Source organism: Streptomyces pluripotens (assembly GCF_000802245.2).
GTDB lineage: Bacteria > Actinomycetota > Actinomycetes > Streptomycetales > Streptomycetaceae > Streptomyces > Streptomyces pluripotens.
The window spans coordinates 3,756,913-3,781,143 of the sequence record NZ_CP021080.1 but is presented as its reverse complement, the minus strand read 5'-3'; the positions used below and the strand labels follow the sequence as shown (position 1 = coordinate 3,781,143).

The 24,231-nt window shown below is 68.7% G+C and carries 21 protein-coding genes and 6 tRNA genes; 16 read left to right on the top strand and 11 right to left on the bottom strand.

The window, feature by feature from the left end; translation table 11 throughout:
* Positions 1 to 267: 267 nt before the first annotated feature.
* Complete coding sequence (locus tag LK06_RS33235; RefSeq protein ID WP_039650415.1) at positions 268 to 789, bottom strand: hypothetical protein; 522 nt, start codon at positions 787 to 789, stop codon at positions 268 to 270.
* Between the two features lie 259 nt (positions 790 to 1,048).
* On the opposite strand from LK06_RS33235, the gene LK06_RS17105 reads away from it, so the two are divergent.
* The 5 genes from LK06_RS17105 (at position 1,049) to LK06_RS17085 (ending at position 4,071) form a co-directional block, all read left to right on the top strand.
* The gene (locus LK06_RS17105; RefSeq protein WP_039650339.1) at positions 1,049 to 1,399 is read left to right on the top strand and encodes a metallopeptidase family protein; all 351 of its coding nucleotides are present in this window, start codon (positions 1,049 to 1,051) and stop codon (positions 1,397 to 1,399) included.
* A 210-nt stretch (positions 1,400 to 1,609) separates the two neighbouring features.
* Positions 1,610 to 3,130 carry a metallophosphoesterase family protein gene (locus LK06_RS17100; protein ID WP_039650417.1) on the top strand — a complete coding sequence of 507 codons (1,521 nt, stop codon included), beginning with the start codon at positions 1,610 to 1,612 and terminating at the stop codon, positions 3,128 to 3,130.
* 81 nt (positions 3,131 to 3,211) lie between these two features.
* A tRNA-Glu gene (locus LK06_RS17095) sits at positions 3,212 to 3,284 on the top strand.
* A 614-nt stretch (positions 3,285 to 3,898) separates the two neighbouring features.
* Positions 3,899 to 3,973, top strand: a tRNA-Asp gene (locus LK06_RS17090).
* Positions 3,974 to 3,997: 24 nt separating this feature from the next.
* Positions 3,998 to 4,071 (top strand) — tRNA-Phe (locus tag LK06_RS17085).
* A 92-nt stretch (positions 4,072 to 4,163) separates the two neighbouring features.
* Here LK06_RS17085 and LK06_RS33230 read toward each other — a convergent pair.
* A complete protein-coding gene (locus tag LK06_RS33230) occupies positions 4,164 to 4,328 on the bottom strand; it encodes a hypothetical protein (protein WP_159025092.1) in 165 nt (54 codons plus the stop codon).
* A 139-nt stretch (positions 4,329 to 4,467) separates the two neighbouring features.
* Between LK06_RS33230 and hrpA the strand changes: the two genes are divergently transcribed.
* The 3 genes from hrpA (at position 4,468) to LK06_RS17070 (ending at position 9,043) form a co-directional block, all read left to right on the top strand.
* Complete coding sequence (gene hrpA, locus LK06_RS17080) at positions 4,468 to 8,424, top strand: ATP-dependent RNA helicase HrpA (protein WP_043432658.1); 3,957 nt, start codon at positions 4,468 to 4,470, stop codon at positions 8,422 to 8,424.
* Positions 8,425 to 8,521: 97 nt separating this feature from the next.
* Positions 8,522 to 8,596, top strand: a tRNA-Asp gene (locus LK06_RS17075).
* Between the two features lie 255 nt (positions 8,597 to 8,851).
* Entirely contained in the window at positions 8,852 to 9,043 is a 192-nt protein-coding gene (locus LK06_RS17070; protein WP_039650343.1) for a DUF6274 family protein, read from the top strand.
* A 456-nt stretch (positions 9,044 to 9,499) separates the two neighbouring features.
* Here the strand turns inward: LK06_RS17070 and bldC are convergent, their stop codons facing one another.
* Entirely contained in the window at positions 9,500 to 9,706 is a 207-nt protein-coding gene (gene bldC / locus LK06_RS17065) for a developmental transcriptional regulator BldC (RefSeq protein ID WP_003949541.1), read from the bottom strand.
* 586 nt (positions 9,707 to 10,292) lie between these two features.
* Complete coding sequence (locus LK06_RS17060; protein ID WP_039650364.1) at positions 10,293 to 11,135, bottom strand: DUF8083 family protein; 843 nt, start codon at positions 11,133 to 11,135, stop codon at positions 10,293 to 10,295.
* Between the two features lie 200 nt (positions 11,136 to 11,335).
* Here LK06_RS17060 and LK06_RS17055 point away from each other — a divergent pair, with 200 nt between their 5' ends.
* Both LK06_RS17055 and LK06_RS17050 read left to right on the top strand, forming a co-directional pair.
* Positions 11,336 to 12,451, top strand: a complete 1,116-nt coding sequence (locus LK06_RS17055; protein ID WP_039650366.1) for a Leu/Phe/Val dehydrogenase — start codon at positions 11,336 to 11,338, stop codon at positions 12,449 to 12,451.
* Between the two features lie 290 nt (positions 12,452 to 12,741).
* Positions 12,742 to 12,990, top strand: coding sequence for a DUF3073 domain-containing protein (locus tag LK06_RS17050; RefSeq protein ID WP_039650368.1), 249 nt, complete (start codon positions 12,742 to 12,744; stop codon positions 12,988 to 12,990).
* 66 nt (positions 12,991 to 13,056) lie between these two features.
* On the opposite strand, the gene purM is transcribed toward LK06_RS17050, so the two are convergent.
* The 4 genes from purM to LK06_RS17030 all read right to left on the bottom strand — a co-directional run bounded on the left by purM (position 13,057) and on the right by LK06_RS17030 (position 17,226).
* Entirely contained in the window at positions 13,057 to 14,139 is a 1,083-nt protein-coding gene (gene purM / locus LK06_RS17045; RefSeq protein ID WP_039650370.1) for a phosphoribosylformylglycinamidine cyclo-ligase, read from the bottom strand.
* Positions 14,140 to 14,184: 45 nt separating this feature from the next.
* The gene (gene purF, locus LK06_RS17040) at positions 14,185 to 15,714 is read right to left on the bottom strand and encodes an amidophosphoribosyltransferase (RefSeq protein ID WP_039650371.1); all 1,530 of its coding nucleotides are present in this window, start codon (positions 15,712 to 15,714) and stop codon (positions 14,185 to 14,187) included.
* Positions 15,715 to 15,915: 201 nt separating this feature from the next.
* Positions 15,916 to 16,371 carry an META domain-containing protein gene (locus LK06_RS17035; RefSeq protein WP_039650373.1) on the bottom strand — a complete coding sequence of 152 codons (456 nt, stop codon included), beginning with the start codon at positions 16,369 to 16,371 and terminating at the stop codon, positions 15,916 to 15,918.
* Positions 16,372 to 16,428: 57 nt separating this feature from the next.
* Positions 16,429 to 17,226 (bottom strand): maleylpyruvate isomerase family mycothiol-dependent enzyme, encoded by a 798-nt coding sequence (locus LK06_RS17030; RefSeq protein ID WP_039650375.1) that lies wholly within the window; start codon positions 17,224 to 17,226, stop codon positions 16,429 to 16,431.
* A gap of 150 nt (positions 17,227 to 17,376) precedes the next feature.
* Between LK06_RS17030 and LK06_RS33225 the strand changes: the two genes are divergently transcribed.
* On the top strand, positions 17,377 to 17,517 hold the full coding sequence (locus LK06_RS33225; RefSeq protein ID WP_159025093.1) for a hypothetical protein: 141 nt from the start codon (positions 17,377 to 17,379) through the stop codon (positions 17,515 to 17,517).
* Positions 17,518 to 17,790: 273 nt separating this feature from the next.
* On the opposite strand, the gene purL is transcribed toward LK06_RS33225, so the two are convergent.
* Genes purL through purS form a run of 3 tightly spaced genes read right to left on the bottom strand, consistent with a single transcriptional unit; the run spans position 17,791 to position 20,995 of the window.
* A complete protein-coding gene (purL, locus tag LK06_RS17025; RefSeq protein WP_039650377.1) occupies positions 17,791 to 20,049 on the bottom strand; it encodes a phosphoribosylformylglycinamidine synthase subunit PurL in 2,259 nt (752 codons plus the stop codon).
* Positions 20,046 to 20,726 (bottom strand): phosphoribosylformylglycinamidine synthase subunit PurQ, encoded by a 681-nt coding sequence (gene purQ, locus LK06_RS17020; RefSeq protein WP_039650379.1) that lies wholly within the window; start codon positions 20,724 to 20,726, stop codon positions 20,046 to 20,048. Before purQ ends, purL begins: the two co-directional genes overlap by 4 nt.
* The gene (purS, locus tag LK06_RS17015; protein WP_039650381.1) at positions 20,723 to 20,995 is read right to left on the bottom strand and encodes a phosphoribosylformylglycinamidine synthase subunit PurS; all 273 of its coding nucleotides are present in this window, start codon (positions 20,993 to 20,995) and stop codon (positions 20,723 to 20,725) included. The genes purQ and purS overlap by 4 nt, the downstream gene beginning before the upstream one ends.
* Before the next feature lie 310 nt (positions 20,996 to 21,305).
* Here purS and LK06_RS17010 point away from each other — a divergent pair, with 310 nt between their 5' ends.
* The 5 genes from LK06_RS17010 to LK06_RS16990 all read left to right on the top strand — a co-directional run bounded on the left by LK06_RS17010 (position 21,306) and on the right by LK06_RS16990 (position 24,225).
* Positions 21,306 to 21,623 (top strand): histone-like nucleoid-structuring protein Lsr2, encoded by a 318-nt coding sequence (locus LK06_RS17010; protein WP_039650383.1) that lies wholly within the window; start codon positions 21,306 to 21,308, stop codon positions 21,621 to 21,623.
* A gap of 213 nt (positions 21,624 to 21,836) precedes the next feature.
* Positions 21,837 to 21,908, top strand: a tRNA-Gly gene (locus tag LK06_RS17005).
* 80 nt (positions 21,909 to 21,988) lie between these two features.
* Positions 21,989 to 22,061, top strand: a tRNA-Gly gene (locus LK06_RS17000).
* Between the two features lie 248 nt (positions 22,062 to 22,309).
* The gene (locus tag LK06_RS16995; RefSeq protein WP_043432813.1) at positions 22,310 to 23,248 is read left to right on the top strand and encodes an ABC transporter ATP-binding protein; all 939 of its coding nucleotides are present in this window, start codon (positions 22,310 to 22,312) and stop codon (positions 23,246 to 23,248) included.
* Between the two features lie 92 nt (positions 23,249 to 23,340).
* Positions 23,341 to 24,225, top strand: coding sequence for an ABC transporter permease (locus LK06_RS16990; RefSeq protein ID WP_234367428.1), 885 nt, complete (start codon positions 23,341 to 23,343; stop codon positions 24,223 to 24,225).
* Positions 24,226 to 24,231 lie beyond the last annotated feature (6 nt).

Genomic DNA, 24,231 nt, shown 5'->3' with positions numbered 1-24,231 from the left:
GGTCCGCCACGGCAAAGGAGAGTACGCGCCACACGGCGCGCTCTGCGGTGGCGCCGGGCAAATGGGATCAAACGATCTACCACCATACGCACCCATCACCCCTGAAGGCAAACCGAGCCTCTCAGCCCCTCATGGGCGCAGGTCAAAACGGCCCTTTGCCCTGCCACTGCACCGAGCCACGGTACTGACCACCACACACCACAGGGCTCCCCCACACGGACGCCAGTTCGGTTTTCCGTAGCGCCGAACCGGCGTCACCCCGAGGAGTCACACCGGAACCCCCGCGGCCGGCGCCGGCTCCCGCTGCACCAGCTGCGGCCCCGGCTCCTCGTGCGCCGACGAGGACGGCTCGGCCGACGGCGGCTCCGAGACGGGCGCGGGCGGCGTGGATACCGGGGACGCGGGCGGCGTGGAGCTGACCGGGGACGTCGACGGGGACTTGCTCGGCGCCGGGTCCACGGGCTGGATGGTCTGCACCGGCTTCACCGGGGTGGCGGAAACGCTGGCCGTCCCGGACGGCGTGGCCGACACCGAGGCCGACTGCTCCGACTTCACCTTGGCCCCGTACCCGTGCTTGCCGTCCTCGACCTCGGTCCGACCGCCATAACCGAGGCCACCACCGCCGCTCCCCGGGCCCGGAGCCCCGTCGGGCACCTCAGCGGCCCGCTGCTCCGCCGAGTGCGAGGGCTTGACCCGGCTCGTGCCCTCACCCACGCTCACACAGCCAGCGGCAGCAGCGAGGGCCAGCACCGCGACGGCCAGACGGACGGGTACGTACAAGGGGCGCACGGCGGCCACCTCCGGGGGCAAGGAAAGAAGTCAGCTTGACCAACTCCCGCCGCCCGCAAGAGGACACGCGCCGCGTTCGAATCGAGACCCGGGCAGAGAGAGGTCCTGCGGCGAGGGCATGCGACCGGGTGGGGAGCGGGTCATGGCTGCGCGCCCCCGCCAACCGACTCGCCCCCGCCGCCTCCTCCGCGTACCCCTGCCAGCCCTCGGTCGGGTGAGGCACGCCCCTGTTCGCACGGTCGTCCCCGACAATGGCCCTGTGCTGGAGATGACGCGCGACAGGTTCGAAGAACTGGTGAGTGAAGCCCTGGACCGGATCCCGCCGGAGCTGACGCGGGTCATGGACAACGTGGCCGTGTTCGTGGAGGACGAGCCACCCGCCGACGACCCCGAGCTACTGGGCCTGTACGAAGGGACCCCGCTCACGGAACGCGGCGAGTGGTACGCCGGAGTGCTCCCGGACCGCATCACGGTCTACATGGGTCCGACCCTGCGCTACTGCGAGACCCCAAAGGACGTGGTCCACGAGGTGGCCGTGACGGTGGTCCACGAGGTGGCGCACCACTTCGGCATCGAGGACGCACGGCTCCACGAACTGGGCTGGGGCTGACTTCCCGGGCCCCTCCAGGCCCGTACTCTTCCCGGGCCTTTGGCCGGGGCCAGGGGAAGGCTGAGGGTTCGGGGCAAGGCATCCGGTGGCGCCGGGGTCCGGAGCACGGGGGCCCCATGGGCAGCAGAGGCAGCAGGCCCTCGCATATCCGGGCCGGTAGGCGGGCATACGGCCCCAATGGCCCGCGTCTCCGTCGCAGCCCTGAACCGTATGCTGAACCGGACCCCGAACCGGGCGCACCCCGCTCGCAGGGCCCGTCCTGCACCGCCTGCCCTAGAGCTCGCCGCACGCCCCAATCCCTGGCTCCGCGCTCTCGGCCTCACTGTGGTCGTCCTCGTCGGGGCCTGGCTGGGCCTGCTGATCGTCGGCAACGTCCGGGTCCCGGTCGGCCCGATGAACACCACGATGGCCCTGCGTCCCTCACTCACCGGCGGCACGAAGATCAACATCTCTCCGCTGGGCGCCCTGACCCTGGACAGCCACACCGCTCCGGTCCGCCTGGACGTGAACGTCGACCAGTTGGACCCGCTCCGGGCGCAGACCCTGGTGGACCATCCCGAGCGGCTCTCCGGCCTCCAGGACGAAGTGGTGCACGACGTCGAGCGCGGCACCATCGACCTCGCCTTGCGCTCCTGCGTCGCCGTAGTCTGCGGCGCCACGGCCCTCGGCCTCGCGGTGTACCGGCGTCCGCGCCGGGCCCTCACGGCCGGTGGACTGGCGCTGGCCCTGCTGGCCGCCTCGGGCGCGTCCGCGTACGCCACCTGGAACCCGAAGTCGGTCCTGGAACCGAAGTTCTCCGGACTGCTGACCTCGGCCCCGTCCGTGGTCGGCAACGCGCGCAACATCGTCACCGAGTTCGACGTCTACCAGAAGGAGTTGGCCCGTCTGGTGACGAACGTGACGAAGCTCTACGACGTCACCTCCACGCTCCCCGTCTACCGGCCGGATCCCACCACGATCCGGGTCCTGCACGTGTCGGACATCCATCTGAACCCGGCCAGTTGGACGATCATCGCCTCGTTGGTGAAGCAGTACGCGGTGGACGTGATCGTCGACTCCGGCGACACCATGGACCACGGCACTGCGGCGGAGAACGGTTTCCTGGACCCGATCGGGGACCTGGGCGTGCCGTACGTATGGGTACGGGGCAACCACGACTCGCTGACCACCCAGCGCTACCTGGCGCACATCAAGAACGTGCACGTTCTCGACGACGGCCGGGCGGAAACGGTCGGGGGCCTGCGCTTCGCGGGCATCGGCGACCCGCAGTTCACCCCCGACCGCTCGGTGGTGCCCGGCGGCGACGCGTCGGAGGAACTGGCGGGCGACCGGCTGGCCAGTGCCCTCGCCGACCAGCGGGTGGCCGGCACTCCCGTGGACGTGGCGATCGCGCACGAACCGTCCGCGGCCCGCGAGACGGACGGCGACGTACCGCTGGTGCTGTGCGGTCATCTCCACCACGAAAGCACCGAGATGCTGAAATACGGCACCCGGCTGCGCATGGAGGGTTCCACGGGCGGGAGCGGGTTGCGGGCAGTGGAGCACCGGTACCCCGCCCCCATCGAGGCCTCCATCCTCTACTTCGACCGGGACAGCCACCGCCTCCAGGCCTGGGACTCGATCAAACTCGGCGGACTGGGACTGGCAACGGCCGAGGTCAGCCGCCATCTGCCGAAGGAGAACCGGCCCGGGGCGACGCCAGTGCCCAGCCCCGTGACCTCGGCGCCGTAAAACCGTTTTGGCGTTACCCCCCGCCATCCCATATGCTTCTCACGTCCCCGACGCGCTGAGAAGCGCCCAGGTGGGCCGATAGCCCTCATCGTCTAGCGGCCTAGGACGCCGCCCTTTCAAGGCGGTAGCACGGGTTCGAATCCCGTTGGGGGCACGAACGAGAGATCCCCTTTCGAGGGGATCTTTTGCTTGTTCACCCCTCTGTTCGGCAGCTGTCTCACGCTCCTCCAGCCCTGCTTCCGCTCGCCTTTCATCCGGCGAAGTGGAACACGACGGCGCACACCAGGACACGACCTCTCCATCGCCGATCACCAGTCACCGCGGCTCACGGGAACGAACTCGTCCGCGCCTCCCGCGACATGACCACCCCCACTCCGACCGGAGAGCGAACGTCGGACACCGGCACGCGAGGCGCCATGGGAACGGTGGGCCGGCCTGTCCGGCCTGGGCCCACGCCCCCGCTCCACTCCCCCGCCCTTGCTTCCCTCTTTCTCCCCTTTTCTCTCAGCCCTCCCCTCGCTCCTCACCCCCACCCCCTCGCCCCTCGCCCCCCGCTCCGCAGGACGCACGCACCGCCGACGTCACCGCCGCGTCTCACCCCCGCACATAACCAGTGCGAGACGCCACTCCCGCTCTGATATGCTGATCCAGCGATCTCGGGCACCAACAAAGTGCAGGTCAGCCAAGGGAAGCCAGCTTCCGGAAGCGACCTCATCGGCATTTTGAAAACCCGTCTCGCCATGTGCGACACTGTCGTACGCAGCGCCTGGTCCTGTGGAGCAGTTTGGAGTGCTCGCCACCCTGTCAAGGTGGAGGCCGCGGGTTCAAATCCCGTCAGGACCGCTGAGGTTTCACGTGAAACCTCGTGGCTGGGTAGCTCAGTTGGTACGAGCGTCCGCCTGAAAAGCGGAAGGTCGCCGGTTCGACCCCGGCCCCAGCCACAGTGGCCCTCATCAGGGCATACGGCCCCACCGAAGACAATTCGGCGGGGCCGTTTTCATGTCACCTGCGCCAACCGGTACGCCAGCGGCTCTCAAGAGAGAGCGTCGCCCAGCTTCCGGAGCGCCTTCCCCTGCTTGTCCAGCAACGCGTGCGCGTAGATCTTCATGGCCACGCCGTTGTCACCGTGTCCCACGACCAGCCAAAAGGTCCCGTTCAGCGGCGGGGCCTTCGTCGTACGGGACGACGCCCGTGGCATCCGTGCAGGAGCGCCGCACAGAACGGCTTCCGCGAGCCGGGTGCGCGGTGACCTGCCGCGAGCCCACGCACGTGATCCTTGTAGCCCGGGTGCAATTCGTTCGCGTGTTATTTGACCGAGGTGAGATCCTGGACCGCGTATGTCTACGCATCCCGCCCCCGCCTTCGGCACCCTCGCTCCCCGCCTGACCGAGCTGTCACTGCGCGACGCGCACCGGCTCGGCCGGCGGCTTGAGGGCGCACGCAAGATCCGTAAGCCGGAAGCCCGTGCCTCCGTTCTCGCCGAGATCGACGCCGAGATCGGCAAGGCCGAGGCCCGGATGGCCGAGCGGCGCTTCCGCGTGCCTGCGGTCGGGTACCCGGCGCAGCTGCCCGTCAGTCAGAAGAAGGACGAGATCTCGGCCGCCATCCGCGCTCACCAGGTCGTCATCGTGGCCGGTGAGACCGGCTCCGGGAAGACGACCCAGATCCCGAAGATCTGCCTGGAGCTCGGCCGCGGTGTGCGGGGCATGATCGGGCACACCCAGCCCCGCCGTATCGCCGCCCGCACGGTGGCCGAGCGTGTCGCCGAAGAGCTGGAGACGCCCCTCGGCGAGACCGTCGGCTGGAAGGTTCGCTTCACCGACCAGGTGAACCCGGACGCGACGTTCATCAAGCTGATGACGGACGGCATCCTGCTCGCCGAGATCCAGACCGACCGCGAGCTGCGCGCCTACGACACGATCATCATCGACGAGGCGCACGAGCGGTCCCTCAACATCGACTTCCTGCTCGGCTATCTCGCCCAGCTGCTGCCGAAGCGGCCGGACCTGAAGGTCATCATCACCTCGGCGACCATCGACCCCGAGCGCTTCTCCCGGCATTTCGGCGACGCCCCCGTCATCGAGGTCAGCGGCCGGACGTACCCGGTGGAGGTGCGCTACCGGCCCCTCCTGGAGGAGGACTCCGAGGACACCGACCGGGACCAGATCACCGCAATCACCGATGCCGTCGAGGAGCTGATGGGCGAGGGACCCGGTGACATCCTCGTCTTCCTCTCCGGCGAACGGGAGATCCGGGACACGGCGGACGCCCTGGAGAAGAAGAAGTACCGGTTCACGGAGGTCCTGCCGCTGTACGCCCGGCTGTCGCACGCCGAGCAGCACCGGGTCTTCCAACCGCACGCCGGACGCAGGATCGTTCTGGCGACCAACGTCGCCGAGACCTCCCTGACGGTCCCGGGCATCAAATACGTCATCGACCCGGGCTTCGCCCGGATCAGCCGGTACAGCCACCGCACCAAGGTCCAGCGGCTGCCCATCGAGCCGGTCTCCCAGGCCAGTGCCAACCAGCGCAAGGGCCGCTGCGGCCGTACCAGCGACGGCGTCTGCATCCGCCTCTACTCCGAGGATGACTTCCTCGCCCGTCCGGAGTTCACGGACGCGGAGATCCTCCGCACGAACCTGGCGAGCGTCATCCTGCAGATGACCGCCGCCGGCCTCGGCGACATCGAGAAGTTCCCGTTCATCGATCCACCGGACCACCGCAACATCCGGGACGGCGTGCAACTGCTGCAGGAACTGGGCGCGCTGGACCCCGTGCAGAAAGATCCACGCAAGCGGCTCACGGACACCGGCCGCAAGCTGGCCCAGCTGCCCGTCGACCCCCGCTTGGCCCGGATGGTTCTGGAGGCGGACCGCAACGGCTGCGTCCGTGAGGTGATGGTGATCACGGCCGCGCTGTCCATCCAGGACCCCCGTGAGCGCCCGGTCGAGAAGCAGACCCAGGCCGACCAGCAGCACGCCCGCTTCAAGGACGAGACCAGCGACTTCCTCGCCTACCTGAATCTGTGGCGGTACATCCGCGAGCAGCAGCGGGAACGCGGTTCGTCGTCCTTCCGCAGGATGTGCAAACAGGAATACCTGAACTTCCTGCGCATCCGTGAATGGCAGGACATCTACACCCAGCTGCGTACGGTCGCCAAGCAGATGGGCATGCGCTTTGAGGAGCCCTCGGCGGGTGCCGACGCCCCAGCCGACCGCATCCACGTCTCCCTGCTCGCCGGCCTCCTCTCACACATCGGTCTGAAGGACGTGAAGGACGGCAACAAGAACGAGTACCTCGGCGCACGCAATGCCAAGTTCGCGGTCTTCCCGGGCTCGGCGCTGTTCAGGAAGCAGCCGCGGTTCGTGATGTCGGCAGAGCTGGTGGAGACGTCGCGACTGTGGGCGCGGGTCAACGCGAAGATCGAGCCCGAGTGGATCGAACCGCTGGCCGGGCATCTGCTGAAGCGGACGTACAGCGAACCGCACTGGGAGAAGGACCAGGCGGCCGTGATGGCGTACGAAAGGGTCACGCTGTACGGCGTCCCGGTCGTCGCGCAGCGGAAGGTGAACTACGGCCGCGTCGACCCCGAGGTCAGCCGCGAACTCTTCATCCGCAACGCGCTCGTGGAAGGCGACTGGCGCACGCACCACAAGTTCTTCGGCGCCAACCGCAGGCTCCTCAGCGAGGTCGAGGAGCTGGAACACCGCGCCCGGCGCCGGGACATCGTGGTCGACGACGACACGCTGTTCGACTTCTATGACCAGCGGGTGCCCCAGCACGTCGTCTCCGGTGCGCACTTCGACTCCTGGTGGAAGCGGAAGCGGCACGAACAGCCCGATTTCCTGGACTTCGAGCGGGAGATGCTCATCCGGGAATCGGCGGAGGCGGTGACGAAGGCCGACTACCCGGACTCCTGGCGGCAGGGGCAGCTCACGTTCCGGGTGACGTACCAGTTCGAGCCGGGCGCGGACGCCGACGGCGTGACCGTGCACATCCCGCTCCAGGTCCTCAACCAGGTCACGGACACGGGCTTCGATTGGCAGATCCCCGGACTGCGTGAGGAGTTGGTGACGGAGCTGATCCGTTCGCTGCCCAAACCCATCCGCCGCAACTACGTACCGGCGCCGAACTACGCGAAGGCGTTCCTGGAGCGGGCGGTGCCCCTGCAGGAACCGCTGACGGTGACGATGGCCCGTGAACTGAAGCGGATGGTCGGTGTCCCCTTCGAAGCGGACGACTTCGACTGGGCGAAGGTCCCAGACCATCTGCAGATCACCTTCAGGATCATCGACGAGCGGCGCCGCAAGCTGGCCGAGGACAAGGATCTGGAGACCCTGAGGCTCAGGCTCAAGCCGAAGGCGCGCAAGGCCCTCTCCCAGGCGGCAGCAGCGACCGCGTCCCGGACGGGTGGTGAGTCACTGGAGCGCTCGGGTCTGACCGACTGGACGTTCGGCGCGCTCACCCGCGTCTTCGAGACCCGGCGGGCCGGCCAGCCGGTCAAGGCGTACCCGGCGCTGGTGGACGACGGCGACACGGTCTCCGTACGCCTCTTCGACACCGGTGCCGAGCAGGCGGAAGCCATGTGGAAGGGCACCCGGCGGCTCATCCTGCGCAACATCCCCGTGAACCCTGCGAAGTTCGCCTCCGAGAAACTCACCAACCAGCAGAAGCTCGCCCTGTCGGCCAACCCGCACGGCTCCATCCAGGCCCTGTTCGACGACTGCGCGATGGCCGCCGCGGACCAGCTGATCGCCGACTTCGGCGGACCGGCCTGGGACGAGGAGTCGTACCGGAAGCTGTACGACAAGGTGCGCGCGGAGATCGTGGACACCACGGTCCGCACGGTCGGCCAGGTGCAGCAGGTCCTCGCGGCCTGGCAGTCCTGTGAACGGCGGCTGAAGGCCGTGAGCAGCCCGGCCCTGCTCGCGAACCTGGCAGACGTCCGCAAGCAGCTGGACGCCCTTGTGAAGCCCGGTTTCGTCACCTGGGCGGGCATACGGCGCCTGCCCGACCTCATGCGCTACCTGGTGGCCGCGGACCGGCGCCTGCAGCAGATGCCGACCGGTGTCCCGCGGGACACCAGCCGCATGGCGAAGGTCCACGAGATGCAGGACGAGTACGCCTGGCTCCTGGAACAGCTCCCGCAGGGGCGCCCGGTCCCCTCCTCGGTGCTGGACATCCGCTGGATGATCGAGGAGCTCCGGGTCAGCTATTTCGCCCATGCGCTGGGCACGGCATACCCCATCTCCGACAAGCGGATCGTGAAGGCGATCGACGCAGCCGTTCCGTAACCGTACCCTTACAAGGGGTGAGTTCGACCAGGACCCGCACCCTCCTGTACAGTCTCTTCTCGCAGCGCAACACGAGAAGTCGAGCGCCGCGAAACCTGGTCCTGTGGAGCAGTTTGGAGTGCTCGCCACCCTGTCAAGGTGGAGGCCGCGGGTTCAAATCCCGTCAGGACCGCAACACGGAAGGGCCCTCATCGTCACCGGTGGGGGCCTTTTCCGCATGCCGCGGCATGCGGTTCGGACCGGCGGGGATGCGACCCGTACGGCGTTCGAGGGCGGAGGCGTTCGAGCCGAGCGGAACGAGGCGTCACGACACCGGCACCGCACGGCGCAGCCGAACCGACAACGCCGCTTGCTCTTGACGACGTCACATTCGCTCGGTACCCAGAGAACAGGGCCCGTTCCTCCTGTGCGGCCCTGGAGGTGGCGCATGACGGCATCGGCCAGGCACGAGACGCGGGCGCTGCTGAGGGCGCACCTGTCGGCCGCCTCGTCCTACCGACACCTCACCCGCCACTGCCCGATCTGCCACCACCTGCTGCGCCTGGCCATGGACGCCGGCCCCAGGCCCCCGGATGCGAGCGAAGAGGCATCCGGGGACGACCGTCCCCGGAGCGCGTAACCCGAGCCTGCCCCCACACGCCCGGGCGTGGGACGCTGGAACGCGTCGCTCCTCGTCACCCACGCACACCGACGGCACCACCCACCCAGGTGTGTGACGGGAGTCACCGCATGAGTTTTTGAAACGGCAGCGCTTACCCCCGCCCTACAACTAGTCAATTTAATATGTGCAATTGCACCCCCTCGGGGGCCCCGCACAGCCGTTCCGACAACCCTCCCCAGACTCCGACAAGGCCGCTCACAGAGACCCGCCACGCCCCCTCACCAGCACACAAGAATCGCGCTGGACTCGGCGGAGTCCAGCGCGATCCACGACGCACCCTGTGTCGCTTGCCTACAACGTGCTCTTCGGCCTGGGCGAGGGCCCTGTTGGGGCAGGTCCCGCGTCGCTTGGAGCTGAGGTTCGGGCACCCCGGCCGGTTGGGGGACCAGCCGCCTTGCCCGCCTATGCAGTTACTCAGGCCTCGCTGCGCTGCTGCGGGATGCCCGCCAGCAGGGCGCGGACCTCGGCCTCGCGGTAGCGGCGATGCCCGCCGAGCGTGCGAATAGAAGTGAGCTTGCCGGCCTTCGCCCACCGCGTGACCGTCTTGGGGTCGACGCGGAACATGGTGGCGACCTCAGCCGGGGTCAGCAGCGGCTCGGCATCAGGGGTGCGAGCGGTCATGAGCGGCCTCCTCGGGAGAACCGACGTTCTCGGTTCTTTCCTCTAAATTCTGCACCTTGACCCGCGTTGCCCGAAATGGCGGACGCGAGTCGAGTCGGTTATAGGACGAACGGCTTGTCCTCGGCACTACAACTACACCATCTGTCCAGCCCCGTCGGCCAAACCGATGGAATTGCCCTCCCAGGTGTCCATCAGCGACGGAAGCCGATGGACCATGCCATAGCGGACAGTCACGCCACTGTGACGATCAGTCACAGGACGATCAGGAGCCACCAGACCCCCCGAAAGCGTGCAATACGGAGATTCCGCCCACAGTGGAGCACAGATGGACGGACAGAGCCCTCCCCGGACTCCTTGTCCTATTTTGGCACGAGGAGAGGCAAGAGGCGCAAGGGCCCAGTACGTGCGGTCCATCACGCTTCAGCCACCCTTGACACAAAAGCCCGGATCAGGATCAACGTCCCGTCAGCTAGTGAAGTGCCGTTGACCGTACGCCGTCCGATACCGTCTCAGCTGTGATGCACGTCACTTTCTGATCACTTCTGTTGAAACGTCAGTTCACCGAAGCGCCTGTTCGCCCCGAGCGTCAGTTCGCCGAACGCCGGTCCCGCACCGCCCGCCACCGGTCCACGAGCCGCCCGTAAGCCTCTCCGGCCGCTGCTCCGTCACCCCGGCGCAGCGCCTCGATCCCACTGGCCACGTCTGCTGCCGAGTGGTCGCCCTCCAGCTCACCCGCCGGCAGTACGTGCACCAGGCCGCCGTAGTCCAGCTCCACCAGCGAGCGGGGGTGGAACTCCTCCAGCCAGCGGCCGACGTCCACCAGGCCGTCGATCAGCGGGCTCTCCTCGACGGTCTCCTTCAGCGTGCGCAACGCCCGCGCCACTCGACGCCTGGCCTGCACCATGGGGGTGCGGTAGCGCAGTACCGGGGGCACCTCGGCGGTGCCCTTGTCGTAACGGCGCTCCTCGTCCGCGACCAGCACGAACCAGTTCAGCGGGACGTGCCAGGTCGCCGTACGAATCCAGGGGCGGGCATCGGGGTTGCGGGCGAGCCAGCGCTCGTAGTCCTGGGCGGCCTGGCGGCGCACCACGGGGGGCAGCACCGCGTCCAACACCGGCGGGGGCAACTCGTCGGCGAGCTCGTCCAGTGCCTGCCAGCCGCGCAGCCGGGTCCGCCAGGGGCACACGCAGACCACCCCGTCCACTTCCAGCACGAAGGCGTCGCCGCTCTCGTGCACCGGCACCGCTACCGGCGGGGTGGGCAGCAAGTCGGCCAGGGAGCGACGCAGTTCGTCCTGGTAGGACGGGCGGTCGGAACGGCGGGCGTAGCGCGCCCAGTGGCTGCGCTCCGGCTCCGGGAAGGCACCCAGCGGCTCGTACACGCGCAGATAAGCGGCGTAGGGGACGACCACGGAGGACACCTTGGGCACGCCTGCTCCCTCCCCATCGAGCCCGGCTCGAAACCACGGCAAATCGTGCCACGGTCATGCGTGCGGAAAGAGCTCGGGGGAGTGATCCTGAACACTGCGCGGACGGTGGTCGTGCCGAGGCTCTACGCTCATGGCACGGTTTCCGCCACCCGCACGGGGACCCCACCCCACTCGCCGCTAAGTACACAGGAGTCACCACAGTGACCGACGTAACCGGCGCACCTGCTGATGTCCTGCACACCCTGTTCCACTCGGATCAGGGCGGCCATGAGCAGGTCGTGCTTTGCCAGGACCGCGAAACCGGCCTGAAAGCCGTGATCGCCATCCACTCCACCGCCCTCGGCCCTGCCCTCGGCGGCACCCGCTTCTACCCGTACGCAACCGAGTCCGAGGCCGTGGCCGACGCTCTCAACCTCGCGCGCGGGATGTCGTACAAGAACGCCATGGCCGGTCTCGACCACGGCGGCGGCAAGGCCGTGATCATCGGCGACCCGGAGCGCGACAAGACCGAGGAACTGCTGCTCGCCTACGGGCGCATGGTCGCCTCCCTCGGTGGCCGCTACGTCACCGCGTGCGACGTCGGCACCTACGTGGCCGACATGGACGTCGTAGCGCGCGCATGCCGGTGGACCACCGGGCGATCTCCCGAGAACGGCGGTGCCGGCGACTCCTCCGTACTCACCGCCTTCGGGGTTTACCAGGGCATGCGCGCCTCCGCCCAGCACCTGTGGGGCGACCCCTCGCTGCGGGGCCGCAAGGTCGGCATCGCCGGTGTCGGCAAGGTCGGCCACCATCTGGTGAAGCACCTGCGCGAGGAGGGGGCGGAGGTCGTGATCACGGACGTGCGCGCGGACGCCGTCCAGCGGATCATCGACCAGTACCCCGAAGGGGTGACTGCCGTCGCTGACACCGAGGCGCTGATCCGGGGCGGCCAGGTCGGCGGTCTCGACATCTACGCCCCCTGCGCCCTCGGCGGCGCCCTGAACGACGACACCGTGCCGGTGCTCACCGCCAAGGTCGTGTGCGGCGCGGCCAACAACCAGCTCGCCCACCCGGGTGTGGAGAAGGACCTCGCCGACCGCGGAATCCTCTATGCACCCGACTACGTGGTGAACGCGGGCGGGGTCATCCAGGTGGCCGACGAGCTGCACGGCTTCGACTTCGACCGGTGCAAGGCGAAGGCGGCGAGGATCTTCGACACCACGCTGACAATCTTCGCACGCGCGAAGGAAGACGGTATTCCGCCGGCCGCGGCGGCCGACCGGATCGCCGAGCAGCGGATGGCCGCAGCCCGCACGGTCCACGCTGCACACTGATTCGATCGCACACTTGAGCGGTACCCGTCGGCGGGAACTTAGAGAGAACTCTCACTTCCACCGGCGGGTCGTTCCCCGAGAAGTGGTTAAAATCGCCACTGACCAGCGAGGACAGGGCGCCTCGAGGGTCGTGGGCACACGCGCGTGCTGCGGGCGACGTACCGTATGGGCGCGGGCTCAGGTACCGTGGAAGCCCTACGGACCGGCCTCTCCGAGGAGAGTCCGTTCCAGATCATGAACGCGTGTCAGACTCTGGGGCCGTCGAGCCCCGTCGTTGAGGGGGTCGAGCCATGGGGCGCGGCCGGGCCAAGGCCAAGCAGACGAAGGTCGCCCGCCAGCTGAAGTACAACAGCGGTGGGACGGACCTCTCACGCCTGGCCGAGGAGCTGGGCGCATCGACGTCGAACCAGTCGCCGAACGGCGATCGGTTCACGGACGATGAGCAAGACGAAGACCTGTATTCTCGCTATGCCGACCTCTACGAGGACGACGATGAGGGCGAGGACGAAGGTCCTTCACAACACCGTCGCGGCGCTTGACCTTGCATTGAGCACCTGCCCGGTCGATGGCTCAGCCACCGACCGGGTTCTGTGCTACCCGCAGGCTCAGCCCGCGTAGTCGCCCACCAGCTCCGCGCCGGTCTCCTTGTCACCCCGGTCGGTGATCTCGCCGGCGATCCATGACTCGACCCCGCGGTCGGCCAGGGTCGCCAGAGCCGCCTCGGTGGACTCCTCCGGCACGACGGCGATCATGCCGACGCCCATGTTGAGGGTCTTCTCCAGCTCCAACCGCTCCACGTCACCGGTCCTGCCGACCAGGTCGAAGACGGCTGCCGGGGTCCAGGTGCCGCGGTCGAGCACGGCGTGCAGGTCGTCCGGAATCACCCGGGCCAGGTTGGCCGCGAGGCCACCACCGGTGATGTGGCTGAACGCGTGCACCTCGGTGGTGCGGGTCAGCGCCAGGCAGTCCAGCGAGTAGATCCTCGTCGGCTCCAGCAGCTCCTCGCCGAGCGTGCGACCCAGCTCCGGAACCTCCGTCTCCAGGGCCAGGCCCGCACGGTCCAACAGGACGTGGCGGACCAGGGAGTACCCGTTCGAGTGAAGACCGGAGGACGCCATGGCGATCACGGTGTCACCCTTGCGGATACGATCCGCGCCGAGCAGCCGGTCGGCCTCCACGACGCCCGTGCCGGCTCCGGCGACGTCGAAGTCGTCCTCGCCCAGCAGGCCCGGGTGTTCGGCCGTCTCACCGCCCACCAGGGCGCAGCCGGCCAGCACACAGCCCTCCGCGATGCCCTTGACGATCGCGGCGACCCGCTCGGGGTGGACCTTGCCCACACAGATGTAGTCCGTCATGAACAGCGGCTCGGCACCACACACCACGATGTCGTCCATGACCATGGCGACGAGGTCGTGACCGATGGTGTCGTAGACGCCCAGCCGGCGCGCGACGTCGACCTTCGTGCCGACGCCGTCCGTGGCGGAGGCGAGGAGTGGACGCTCGTAGCGCTTGAGGGCGGAGGCGTCGAAGAGCCCAGCGAAACCGCCGAGGCCGCCCAGGACCTCGGGGCGCCGAGTCTTCTTCACCCACTCCTTCATCAGCTCTACGGCGCGGTCGCCCGCTTCGATGTCGACGCCCGCGCTCGCGTAGCTGGCGCCGCCCTCGGCAATAGGGGTCTCAGAAGACATGACCTTGAGAACTTTCGTGTCGTACTGCGTGAACGGCAGCAGGGCTTATGGGCGACGGATCGCGTCGGCGGCGGCCGTGGCGGCGGGCCCGGCGGCCAGTTCGGTCTCCAGGAGCTGCTTGCCGAGCAGCTCGGGGTCCGGCAGCTCCATCGGGTACTCCCCGTCGAAGCAGGCGCGGCACAGATTCGGCTTGGCGATGGTGGTCGCCTCGATCATGCCGTCGATGGAGATGTAGGCCAGGGAGTCGGCGCCCAGGCTGGTGCCGATCTCCTCGATGGTCATGCCGTTGGCGATCAGCTCCGCGCGGGTGGCGAAGTCGATGCCGAAGAAGCACGGCCACTTCACGGGCGGCGAGGAGATCCGGATGTGGACCTCGGCGGCACCCGCCTCGCGCAGCATGCGGACCAGGGCACGCTGGGTGTTGCCGCGGACGATCGAGTCGTCCACCACGACCAGCCGCTTGCCCTTGATGACTTCCTTCAGCGGATTCAGCTTCAGGCGGATACCCAGTTGCCGGATGGTCTGCGAGGGCTGGATGAAGGTCCTGCCGACGTAGGCGTTCTTCACCAGGCCGCTGCCGAACGGGATGCCGGAGGCCTCGGCGTAGCCGATGGCGGCCGGCGTGCCGGACTCCGGGGTCGCTATGACCAGGTCGGCCTCGGCCGGGGCTTCCTTGGCCAGACGGCGGCCCATCTCCACACGGGAGAGGTAGACGTTCCGGCCGGCGATGTCGGTGTCCGGGCGGGCCAGGTACACATACTCGAAGACGCAGCCCTTGGGCTTCGCTTCCGCGAAGCGTGAGCTGCGCAGACCGTTCTCGTCGATGGCGACGAACTCACCCGGCTCGATCTCCCGCACGAAGCTCGCGCCGGTGATGTCCAGGGCCGCGGTCTCGGAGGCGACCACCCAGCCGCGCTCCAGCCGGCCGAGGACCAGCGGGCGGACTCCCTGCGGGTCACGGGCGGCGTAGAGGGTGTGCTCGTCCATGAAGACGAGCGAGAAGGCACCCCGCACCTTCGGGAAGACCGTGTGAGCGGCCTCCTCGATGGTCAGCGGCTTGCCGTCCTCGCCGACCTGGGCGGCCAGCAGAGCCGTCAGCAGGTCGGTGTCGTTGGTGGCCGCAACCCGGGTGGAGCGGCTGTTGTTGTCGTTCGGCAGGTCGGCGACCATCTCGGCGAGCTGCGCCGTGTTGACCAGGTTGCCGTTGTGACCGAGCGCGATCGAGCCGTGCGCAGTGGCACGGAACGTCGGCTGGGCGTTCTCCCACACGGAGGCACCAGTGGTCGAGTAGCGGGCGTGTCCGACCGCGATATGACCTTGGAGCGAACCGAGCGAGGTCTCGTCGAAGACCTGGGAGACCAGGCCCATGTCCTTGAAGACGAGGATCTGGGAGCCGTTACTGACCGCGATTCCCGCGGATTCTTGACCCCGGTGCTGAAGGGCGTAGAGCCCGAAGTACGTGAGCTTTGCGACCTCTTCACCCGGAGCCCAGACACCGAAGACGCCGCAAGCGTCCTGGGGGCCCTTCTCACCGGGGAGCAGATCGTGATTGAGTCGACCGTCACCACGTGGCACGGCACTGAGTGTAGGCGAGGTCGACCACTGGTCCGAATTGGGGATGCGGGCCGGTCACGGGCAAGGCGTTGTGGATCACCTTGTCGCTTTCTTCATTTGTGCTGGTCAGCACGGTTCAGCAGGTTCCAGGGCGGCCGTCTGCGGCGCATCTGTGGGCCGTTCTGAGGCCATGTTCCGCACCCATGAGTGAGGTGTCGCACATCATTCGGCCGTACTGCGGCGGAGCTGGATGCGATCGCCGTCGTCGCCGGTGAGTGTCAGCTCCGCGTCATGGGTCCGAGCGGTCAGCGTGCCGGCGGTGAGCGTGTGGGCGAGAGCGCGTTCGAAGTCCATCCGGTCCCGGTCGCAGGCCATCCGGGTGGTGCGGAGGTCACCGAAAGTGATCCGGTCGCCGTGCACGGTGCCCCGTGCACTGAACCAGTTGCAGCCGAGATTCCCGACCGCGCCACCGTCCTCGCCGATACGGAGATGGGCGGCGGCAGGCGCACGCCGGGCCACACCCCCGGCCGTCAGGCCGTCGACCCGCCAATCGATGCCGGTCACCGGCTGCTGGGCAGTCACCGGACCACTGTCCGCCGCTCTGCCGCCGCAGGCCACCGCGAACAGGACCAGCACGGCCGTCACCGTCAGGGATGCGCACCCTTCGTGCCGTTTCATACGGATTCGACGGTCCGACGGCAGAACAGGTTCCGCTCCGCCGCCGGAGCGGTCCCGCTACGTCATCAGCGGCAGCAGGTCCCCGAGGTCCGCCCGCTCCCCACTAGCGTTCACCTTCGCCTCCGCCACGGCGTCCGTCCAGGTCATGCGCCCGGTGGCAAGCCGGATCCAGGTCAGGGGGTCGGTCTCCACGACGTTGGGCGGGGTACCGCGGGTATGCCGGGGACCCTCGACGCACTGGACGACGGCGTACGGCGGCACGCGCACCTCGGTGGACCCGCCGGGCGCCTTCACCGCGAGGGCGTCGGCCAGCAGCCGGGTGGCGGCGGCCAGGGCCTGGCGGTCGTACGGGACGTCGAGGCCCTCGACGGCGGCGTTGAGGTCGTCCGTGTGGACAACGAGCTCGACGGTACGGGTGACCAGGTAGTCGTCCAGCGGCAGCGCGCCCGCGCTGGTCGCCAGCAGCCGGGTGCCGGGATGCTCGGCGAGCAGGATCCGCAGGCTCCGGTCCACATCGGCGAGATAGGCGTCGAGGTCGGGGTGCTCTGCGGCGAGGCCCCGGGTGAAGCCGGCGATGTCGACGGCGCGGGCGGCGGTGGAGAACGGCCACTCGACCGCCGTGACGTCCCGCTTGGGCGGGGCCGGCAGGTCAAGGGCGCGGTGGACGGCGGTGAGCGCCATGCCCAGGTGCGCGATCAGGTCCCGTACGGTCCAGTCGTCGAGCCGGGTGGGCAGCGCGAGCTGCTCGGGGGCGAGGCCGCGAACGGCCTCCCGGACGCCGGTGAACTGGGCGAAGACCGCGGCGCGGGTCCGTGCGGGGTCGTAGCTGCGGGCACGCTTCTTGGCCGGTGGCATGGCGGTGAGCCTATGCGGGCCCGCCACCGCACGGCGAGCGGATACGGGCCGGCGGGTTGGCCTCCGGCAGCGCGCTCGGGCTCTTCCTGGGCCGCCGGTTCACCGCCGTCGAACCGATCCTGCCTGCACGGCCCGGCCCGCGCTCGGGGCGTGCAGGCGTACGTCTCCGCGCTGGACGCGGCATTCCTGTGCGGGGCCGGGGTGATGCTGCTGTGCCTGCTACTGGCGCTTCGGCTGCCGAAGGCCGGGCCGGCCGAGGCGGAGCCCCTGCGGGAGACGGTGGTGGCCTGAGAGGAGACGGTGGTGGCCTGAGAGCCGAACCGCCCCGCCCCCGGCAGGCGGGCAAGCGACGTCCCACGGTCGCCATCCGGAGGCGGCAGGCACACAGCGCACCTCGACGACCCCACCGGCCGCCGGCTGTGGGCCGCGGCCCACAGCCCTCACCCGGCCGGAGTTCCCGCCCCGGCCCGCGCAGCGCCCCGGCCCACCGGGCAGGGCCCGGCGGGCCGGTTTCACCCACCGCGTCCAGCTCCCCGGGCACGTTGGTCCCCCGGGGTACGGCTCCTACGCCAGCAGCGCCGGGATCGTCCCCTCGTGGGCCTCACGCAGGTCGGCCAGCGAGAGCTCGAACTCGCCCTGCACCTCCACCGAGTCGCCGTCCACGACACCGATGCGGGTGGCCGGAAGGCCGCGCGCAGCGCACATGTCGTTGAAGCGGACCTCCTCCGAGCGCGGCACGGCGACCACCGCGCGGCCGGCCGACTCGGAGAAGAGGAAAGTGAAGGCGTCCAGACCGTCGGGGACGACCAGGCGGGCACCCTTGCCGCCGAGCAGCGCGGACTCCACGACCGCCTGGATCAGGCCGCCGTCGGACAGGTCGTGCGCGGAGTCGATCATGCCGTCGCGGGAGGCGGAGATCAGGATCTCGGCCAGCAGTCGTTCCCGCTCCAGGTCCACGGCCGGGGGCAGACCGCCCAGGTGGTCGTGGATCACCTGGGACCAGGCCGAGCCGCCGAACTCCTCACGGGTGTCACCCAGGAGGTAGATCAGCTGGCCCTCCTCCTGGAAGGCGACCGGAGTACGGCGGGCCACATCATCGATCACACCGAGGACGGCCACCACCGGCGTCGGGTGGATGGCCGCCTCGCCGGTCTGGTTGTAGAGCGAGACGTTGCCGCCGGTCACTGGGGTGCCCAGCTGCTGGCAGGCGTCGGCCAGTCCCCGCACGGCTTCGGCGAACTGCCACATGACCGCCGGGTCTTCGGGGGATCCGAAGTTCAGGCAGTCCGACACGGCGAGCGGCTTGGCCCCCGTGGTGGCGACGTTGCGGTAGGCCTCGGCGAGAGCCAGTTGGGCGCCGGTGTACGGGTCCAACTTGGCGTAGCGGCCGTTGCCGTCCGTGGCAATCGCGACACCGAGGCCCGTCTCCTCGTCCACGCGGATCATGCCGGAGTCCTCCGGCTGGGCGAGGACGGTGTTGCCCTGCACGAAGTGGTCGTACTGCTGGGTGATCCACTTCTTGGACGCCTGGTTCGGGGAGCCGGCCAGCTTCAGGACCTGGTCCTTCAGTTCCTCGCCCGTCTCCGGCCGCGGCAGCCTGTTCGCGTCGTCGGCCTGCAGCGCGTCCTGCCAGTGGGGGCGCGCGTAGGGGCGCTCGTAGACCGGGCCGTCGTGGGCGACGGTGCGCGGGGCGACGTCCACGATCTTCTCGCCGTGCCAGAAGATCTCCAGCCGGTCGCCGTCCGTCACCTCACCGATGACCGTGGCGATGACGTCCCACTTCTCGCAGATCTCCAAGAACCGGTCGACCTTGTCCGGCTCCACGACCGCGCACATGCGCTCCTGCGACTCGCTCATGAGGATCTCCTCAGGAGACAGGGTCGAGTCGCGCAACGGGACGTCGTCCAGGGTGACGCGCATGCCCCCGGATCCGTTGGAGGCCAACTCGCTGGTCGCACAGGACAAGCCCGCCGCGCCCAGGTCCTGGATGCCCACCACCAGCTTCTCCTGGAAGGCCTCCAGGGTGCACTCGATGAGCAACTTCTCCTGGAACGGGTCGCCGACCTGCACCGCGGGGCGCTTCGACGGCTTGGCGTCGTCGAAGGTCTCGGAGGCCAGGATCGACGCGCCGCCGATGCCGTCGCCGCCGGTCCGGGCACCGTACAGAACCACCTTGTTGCCCGCACCGGACGCCTTGGCCAGGTGGATGTCCTCGTGCCGCATGACGCCGATGGCACCGGCGTTGACCAGCGGGTTGCCCTGGTAACAGGCATCGAAGACGACCTCGCCGCCGATGTTGGGCAGGCCCAGGCAGTTGCCGTAGCCGCCGATGCCGGCTACCACGCCCGGCAGCACGCGCTTGGTGTCGGGGTGGTCGGCCGCACCGAAGCGCAACGGGTCCACCACGGCGACCGGGCGGGCACCCATCGCGATGATGTCCCGGACGATGCCGCCGACACCCGTGGCCGCGCCCTGGTAGGGCTCGACGTACGACGGGTGGTTGTGCGACTCGACCTTGAAGGTGACCGCGTAGCCCTGGCCGACGTCCACCACGCCGGCGTTCTCACCGATGCCGACGAGCATGGCCTCCGACCGGGGCGCCTTCTCACCGAACTGACGCAGGTGGACCTTGGAGGACTTGTACGAACAATGCTCGGACCACATGACCGAGTACATGGCGAGCTCCGCACCCGTCGGGCGGCGGCCGAGGATCTCCACCACCCGCTCGTACTCGTCCTTCTTCAGGCCGAGTTCGGCCCAGGGCAGCTCGACGTCGGGGGTCGCGGCCGCATGCTCGACCGTGTCCAGAGGCGTCCTGCTCATGCGTTGACCAGCTTCTTGAGGATCGAGGTGAAGAAGGGGAGGCCGTCGGTGCGACCGGTGCCGATGAGCGGCTCCACGGCGTGTTCCGGGTGCGGCATCAGGCCGACGACGTTGCCGGCCTCGTTGGTGATGCCGGCGATGTCCCTCAGGCTGCCGTTGGGGTTGAAGTCGAGGTAACGGAAGGCGACCCGGCCCTCCGCCTCCAACTTGTCGAGCGTGTAGTCGTCGGCGACGTACCGGCCGTCCATGTTCTTCAGCGGGATGAGGATCTCCTGGCCCGCACGGTAGTCACCGGTCCAGGCCGTTGACGCGTTCTCCACCCGCAGCTTCTGGTCACGGCAGATGAAGTGGAGGTGGTTGTTTCCGAGCATCGCGCCCGGCAGGAGATGAGCCTCGGTGAGGACCTGGAAGCCGTTGCAGATGCCCAGGACCGGAAGGCCGGCCTTCGCCTGCTCGACGACGGTCTCCATCACCGGCGAGAAGCGGGAGATGGCGCCGGCCCGCAGGTAGTCGCCGTAGGAGAAACCACCGGGCAGCACCACGGCGTCAACCTGCTTGAGGTCCTTGTCCTTGTGCCACAGGGCAACCGGTTCGGCGCCCGCCAGACGGATCGCACGCCGGGTGTCGCGGTCGTCGAGACTGCCCGGGAAAGTGACGACGCCAATACGAGCGGTCACTTGGCCGCCTCCACGACGTCCGCGGGCTCTTCCACCTTGACGATGAAGTCCTCGATCACGGTGTTGGCGAGGAAGGATTCCGCAAGATCGTGGATACGGGCGAGCGCGGCCTCATCGACCGGCCCGTCCACTTCCAGTTCGAAACGCTTTCCCTGACGTACGTCCGAGATACCTTCGAAACCCAGGCGCGGCAGCGCACGCTGGACCGCCTGGCCCTGGGGGTCGAGGATCTCCGGCTTGAGCATGACGTCGACTACGACGCGTGCCACTGGCACTCCCGGTGTGTGGTGCTGAGCAGGTTCCTTCAGACTACCTGCACAAAATTTCTACGCGAGTAGATTTGTAGGAAACTACGTGAGGCTCATCACGATCGGGTGTCGAAGCCGTACACCCGCGAAAAGTTCTGGGAAAGTTCGACGGTCCGCCGCCGGTGCCTATTGCACTCAGACACGCGGACGGATTTAGTCGGGCTTCACTTTGCATTGCCGGGCACTGTACAAATGAATTGGCAATAGCCGATACTCGGCACGTCATCGCTGTTGAGCCGTGTCGACGTGCCGCACGAAGGGACCGATATTCGTGGCGCAAAAGGTCGTGGTCACTCTCTTTGACGACATCGACGGCTCGGAAGCGGCGGAAACGATCGCCTTCGGACTCGACGGCAAGTCGTACGAGATCGACCTGAACGAAACCAACGCCAAGAAACTGCGCAAGGCGCTCGCGCCCTACGTGGAGGCCGGCCGCAAGCGGTCACGGTCCGGCAAGGCGTACAAGCAAACGGAGATCGCCCCCGATCCGGCGGCCGTCCGCGCCTGGGCCCAGGCCAACAAGATGGACGTCCCGGCACGCGGACGCATCCCCAAGAAGGTCTACGAGGCGTTCCGCGCCGCGCAGTGAGACCCGCGAAGGGGCGAGCCCCCAGGGTCCGTCAGAGGGCCCTGGGGGCCGTGCACTTGGCCACGGAGACGCTCGGAGCACCTCGACCGGGCGCGTCCGGAGGACCCCGGGACGACCGCAAGGGGGAACCGACTTGCGCTACCCCCCCGTTGATCAGCTAGTGTTTGGGACACGCCGAGGGGCGAGGCCGAGAGGCCGAATCCCGAGAGCCGTGCGGGTGTAGTTCAGTAGTAGAACATCCCCCTTCCAGGGGGAAGGCGCAGTGTGCAATCCCTGTCACCCGCTCTGCACCGCCGTTACGACCACTGCTGTGGATCGGGTAGGCTGGTGCGCGCACCGATCGGTGGGAGCCGGTCGGGAGCAATGCGGACGTAGCTCAGTTGGTAGAGCGCAACCTTGCCAAGGTTGAGGTCGCGAGTTCGAGCCTCGTCGTCCGCTCAGGAACAAGACCCCGGTCTGCTGGACCGGGGTCTTTCTTTTTTTTCCGGATCCACCACCCGCGTCGACCCATCCGGATCCACCACCCGGATACCGCCCAGGACCGATTGCCCTCATCCGTTGTCCAGGGTCTGCCCTGTCTGACCCGTCGTCTGCGGTCCGTTTTCCGAATCCGCCCTGACATGTGTCATGCCGGGCGATGACACCACGCACTGCCGGACCGCACCCGCCCCCGGGAGGCTGGCCTCATGGACAACGACGAACATGAACACGTGATCGAGGCCACCGGCCTCAGACGTGTCTACGGGGGCGGGTTCGAAGCCGTACGCGGGATCAGCTTCTCGGTGGCGCGGGGGGAGATCTTCGCCCTGCTGGGCACCAACGGCGCGGGCAAGACCTCCACGGTCGAACTGCTGGAGGGACTCGCCGCACCGGCCGCGGGGACGGTCCGGGTGCTCGGCCACGACCCCTGCCGAGAACGGGCGGCCGTACGCCCCCGCACCGGGGTGATGCTCCAGGAGGGTGGATTCCCTTCCGAGCTGACCGTCACCGAGACCGCACGGATGTGGGCCGGCTGCACCAGCAGCGCCCGGCCGGAGGCGGAGGCACTGGAGCTGGTCGGGCTCGCGGACAAGCTTCGGGTACGCGTCAAGCAGCTCTCCGGTGGCGAGCGGCGCCGTCTCGACCTCGCGCTCGCCCTGCTCGGCGAGCCAGAGGTGCTCTTCCTCGACGAACCGACGACCGGACTCGACGCCGAAGGCCGCCGTGACACCTGGGAGTTGGTGCGCAACCTGCGTGACAGCGGCACCACCGTGCTGCTCACCACGCACTACCTGGAGGAGGCCGAAGGCCTCGCCGACCGGCTCGCCATCTTGCACAAAGGCCGCATCGCCACCGCCGGAACCCCGGCCGAGGTCACCGCGGGCCGCCCCTCCCGGTTGTCCTTCCGACTGCCCGACGGCTACTTCCTCGGCGATCTGCCGCCCCTCACCGGCCTCGGCGTTTGCGAGCACGAGGCCGACGGCCAGGTCGTACGGCTGCGCACCCGGGAACTGCAGCGGACCGCGACCGCCGTGCTGACCTGGGCCGCGGCGGCCGGAATCGAGCTGAGCGGCCTCGACATGCGCTCCGCCTCGTTGGAGGAGGCGTTTCTCGGAATCGCGCAGGAACAGGATGCGGCCGCATGAGCGGAACCAGGACGAAGACGGTCGGACCGAAGACGGTCGGTCGCCCTGTGCAAGGGGTCCGAGGGGGGACGTACTCAAGGAGGCGGGACGGCATGCGCGCGACCGACATGACGACAAACGCGACGAAGGCGAACACACAGGAGACGAACGCGACGAAGGTGGGCCGTCGTGGCCTACCTGGGGTCCCGGGCCTCGCCCCGGGCGGATCCGCACTCGGCCCCACCGCACGCCGACTACGGGCATTGGCCCGCGCCGAACTCACCCTCCTCATCCGCAACCGTGGCGCCGTCGTCACTGCGCTGGTCGTACCCCTCGTTCTCCCGCTCAGCGTGCGGCCGGCCCTCGACCAACTGGATCTGAAGAAGCAAGGGCTGAGCATGGGCACGGTCCTCCTGACGACCGCGATCGGCTTCTCCTTCCTCTTCGCCGTCTACACCTCCCTGGTCAGTGCCTATGTCGCCCGCCGCGAGGAACTCGTCCTCAAACGGCTGCGCACCGGCGAACTCTCCGACACCGAGATCCTCACGGGCACTGCGCTACCCGCGACCGCCGTCGGCCTGGCCCAGGTCGTCGTGCTGTCCGTCGGCTGCGCCGCGCTGCTGCACATCGGAGCACCCAAGGCACCCCAGTTGCTCGTGCCCGGTGTGCTGGCCGGTCTGGTGGTCAGCGCCGCACTCGCCGCGCTCACCGCTTCGGTCACCCGAACCACCGAGAGTGCCCAGGTGACCGCGCTGCCACTGGTGCTGGTGTCCATGGTCGGCTCCGGGGTCGCGATCCCCGCCGAGGTCCTACCCGGCCGGCTCGCCTCCGTCTGCGCATTCCTCCCGCTGTCCCCGGCGATCCGCCTGGTCCGCGCGGGCTGGAGCGGCCAGTTGAGCGCGCACGAGGCGTTCGGCGCCCTGGCGACCGCCTTGGCCTGGACGATCGCCGCGGTGTTTGCTGTACGACGGTGGTTCCGCTGGGAGCCGCGGCGCTGAGGCAGG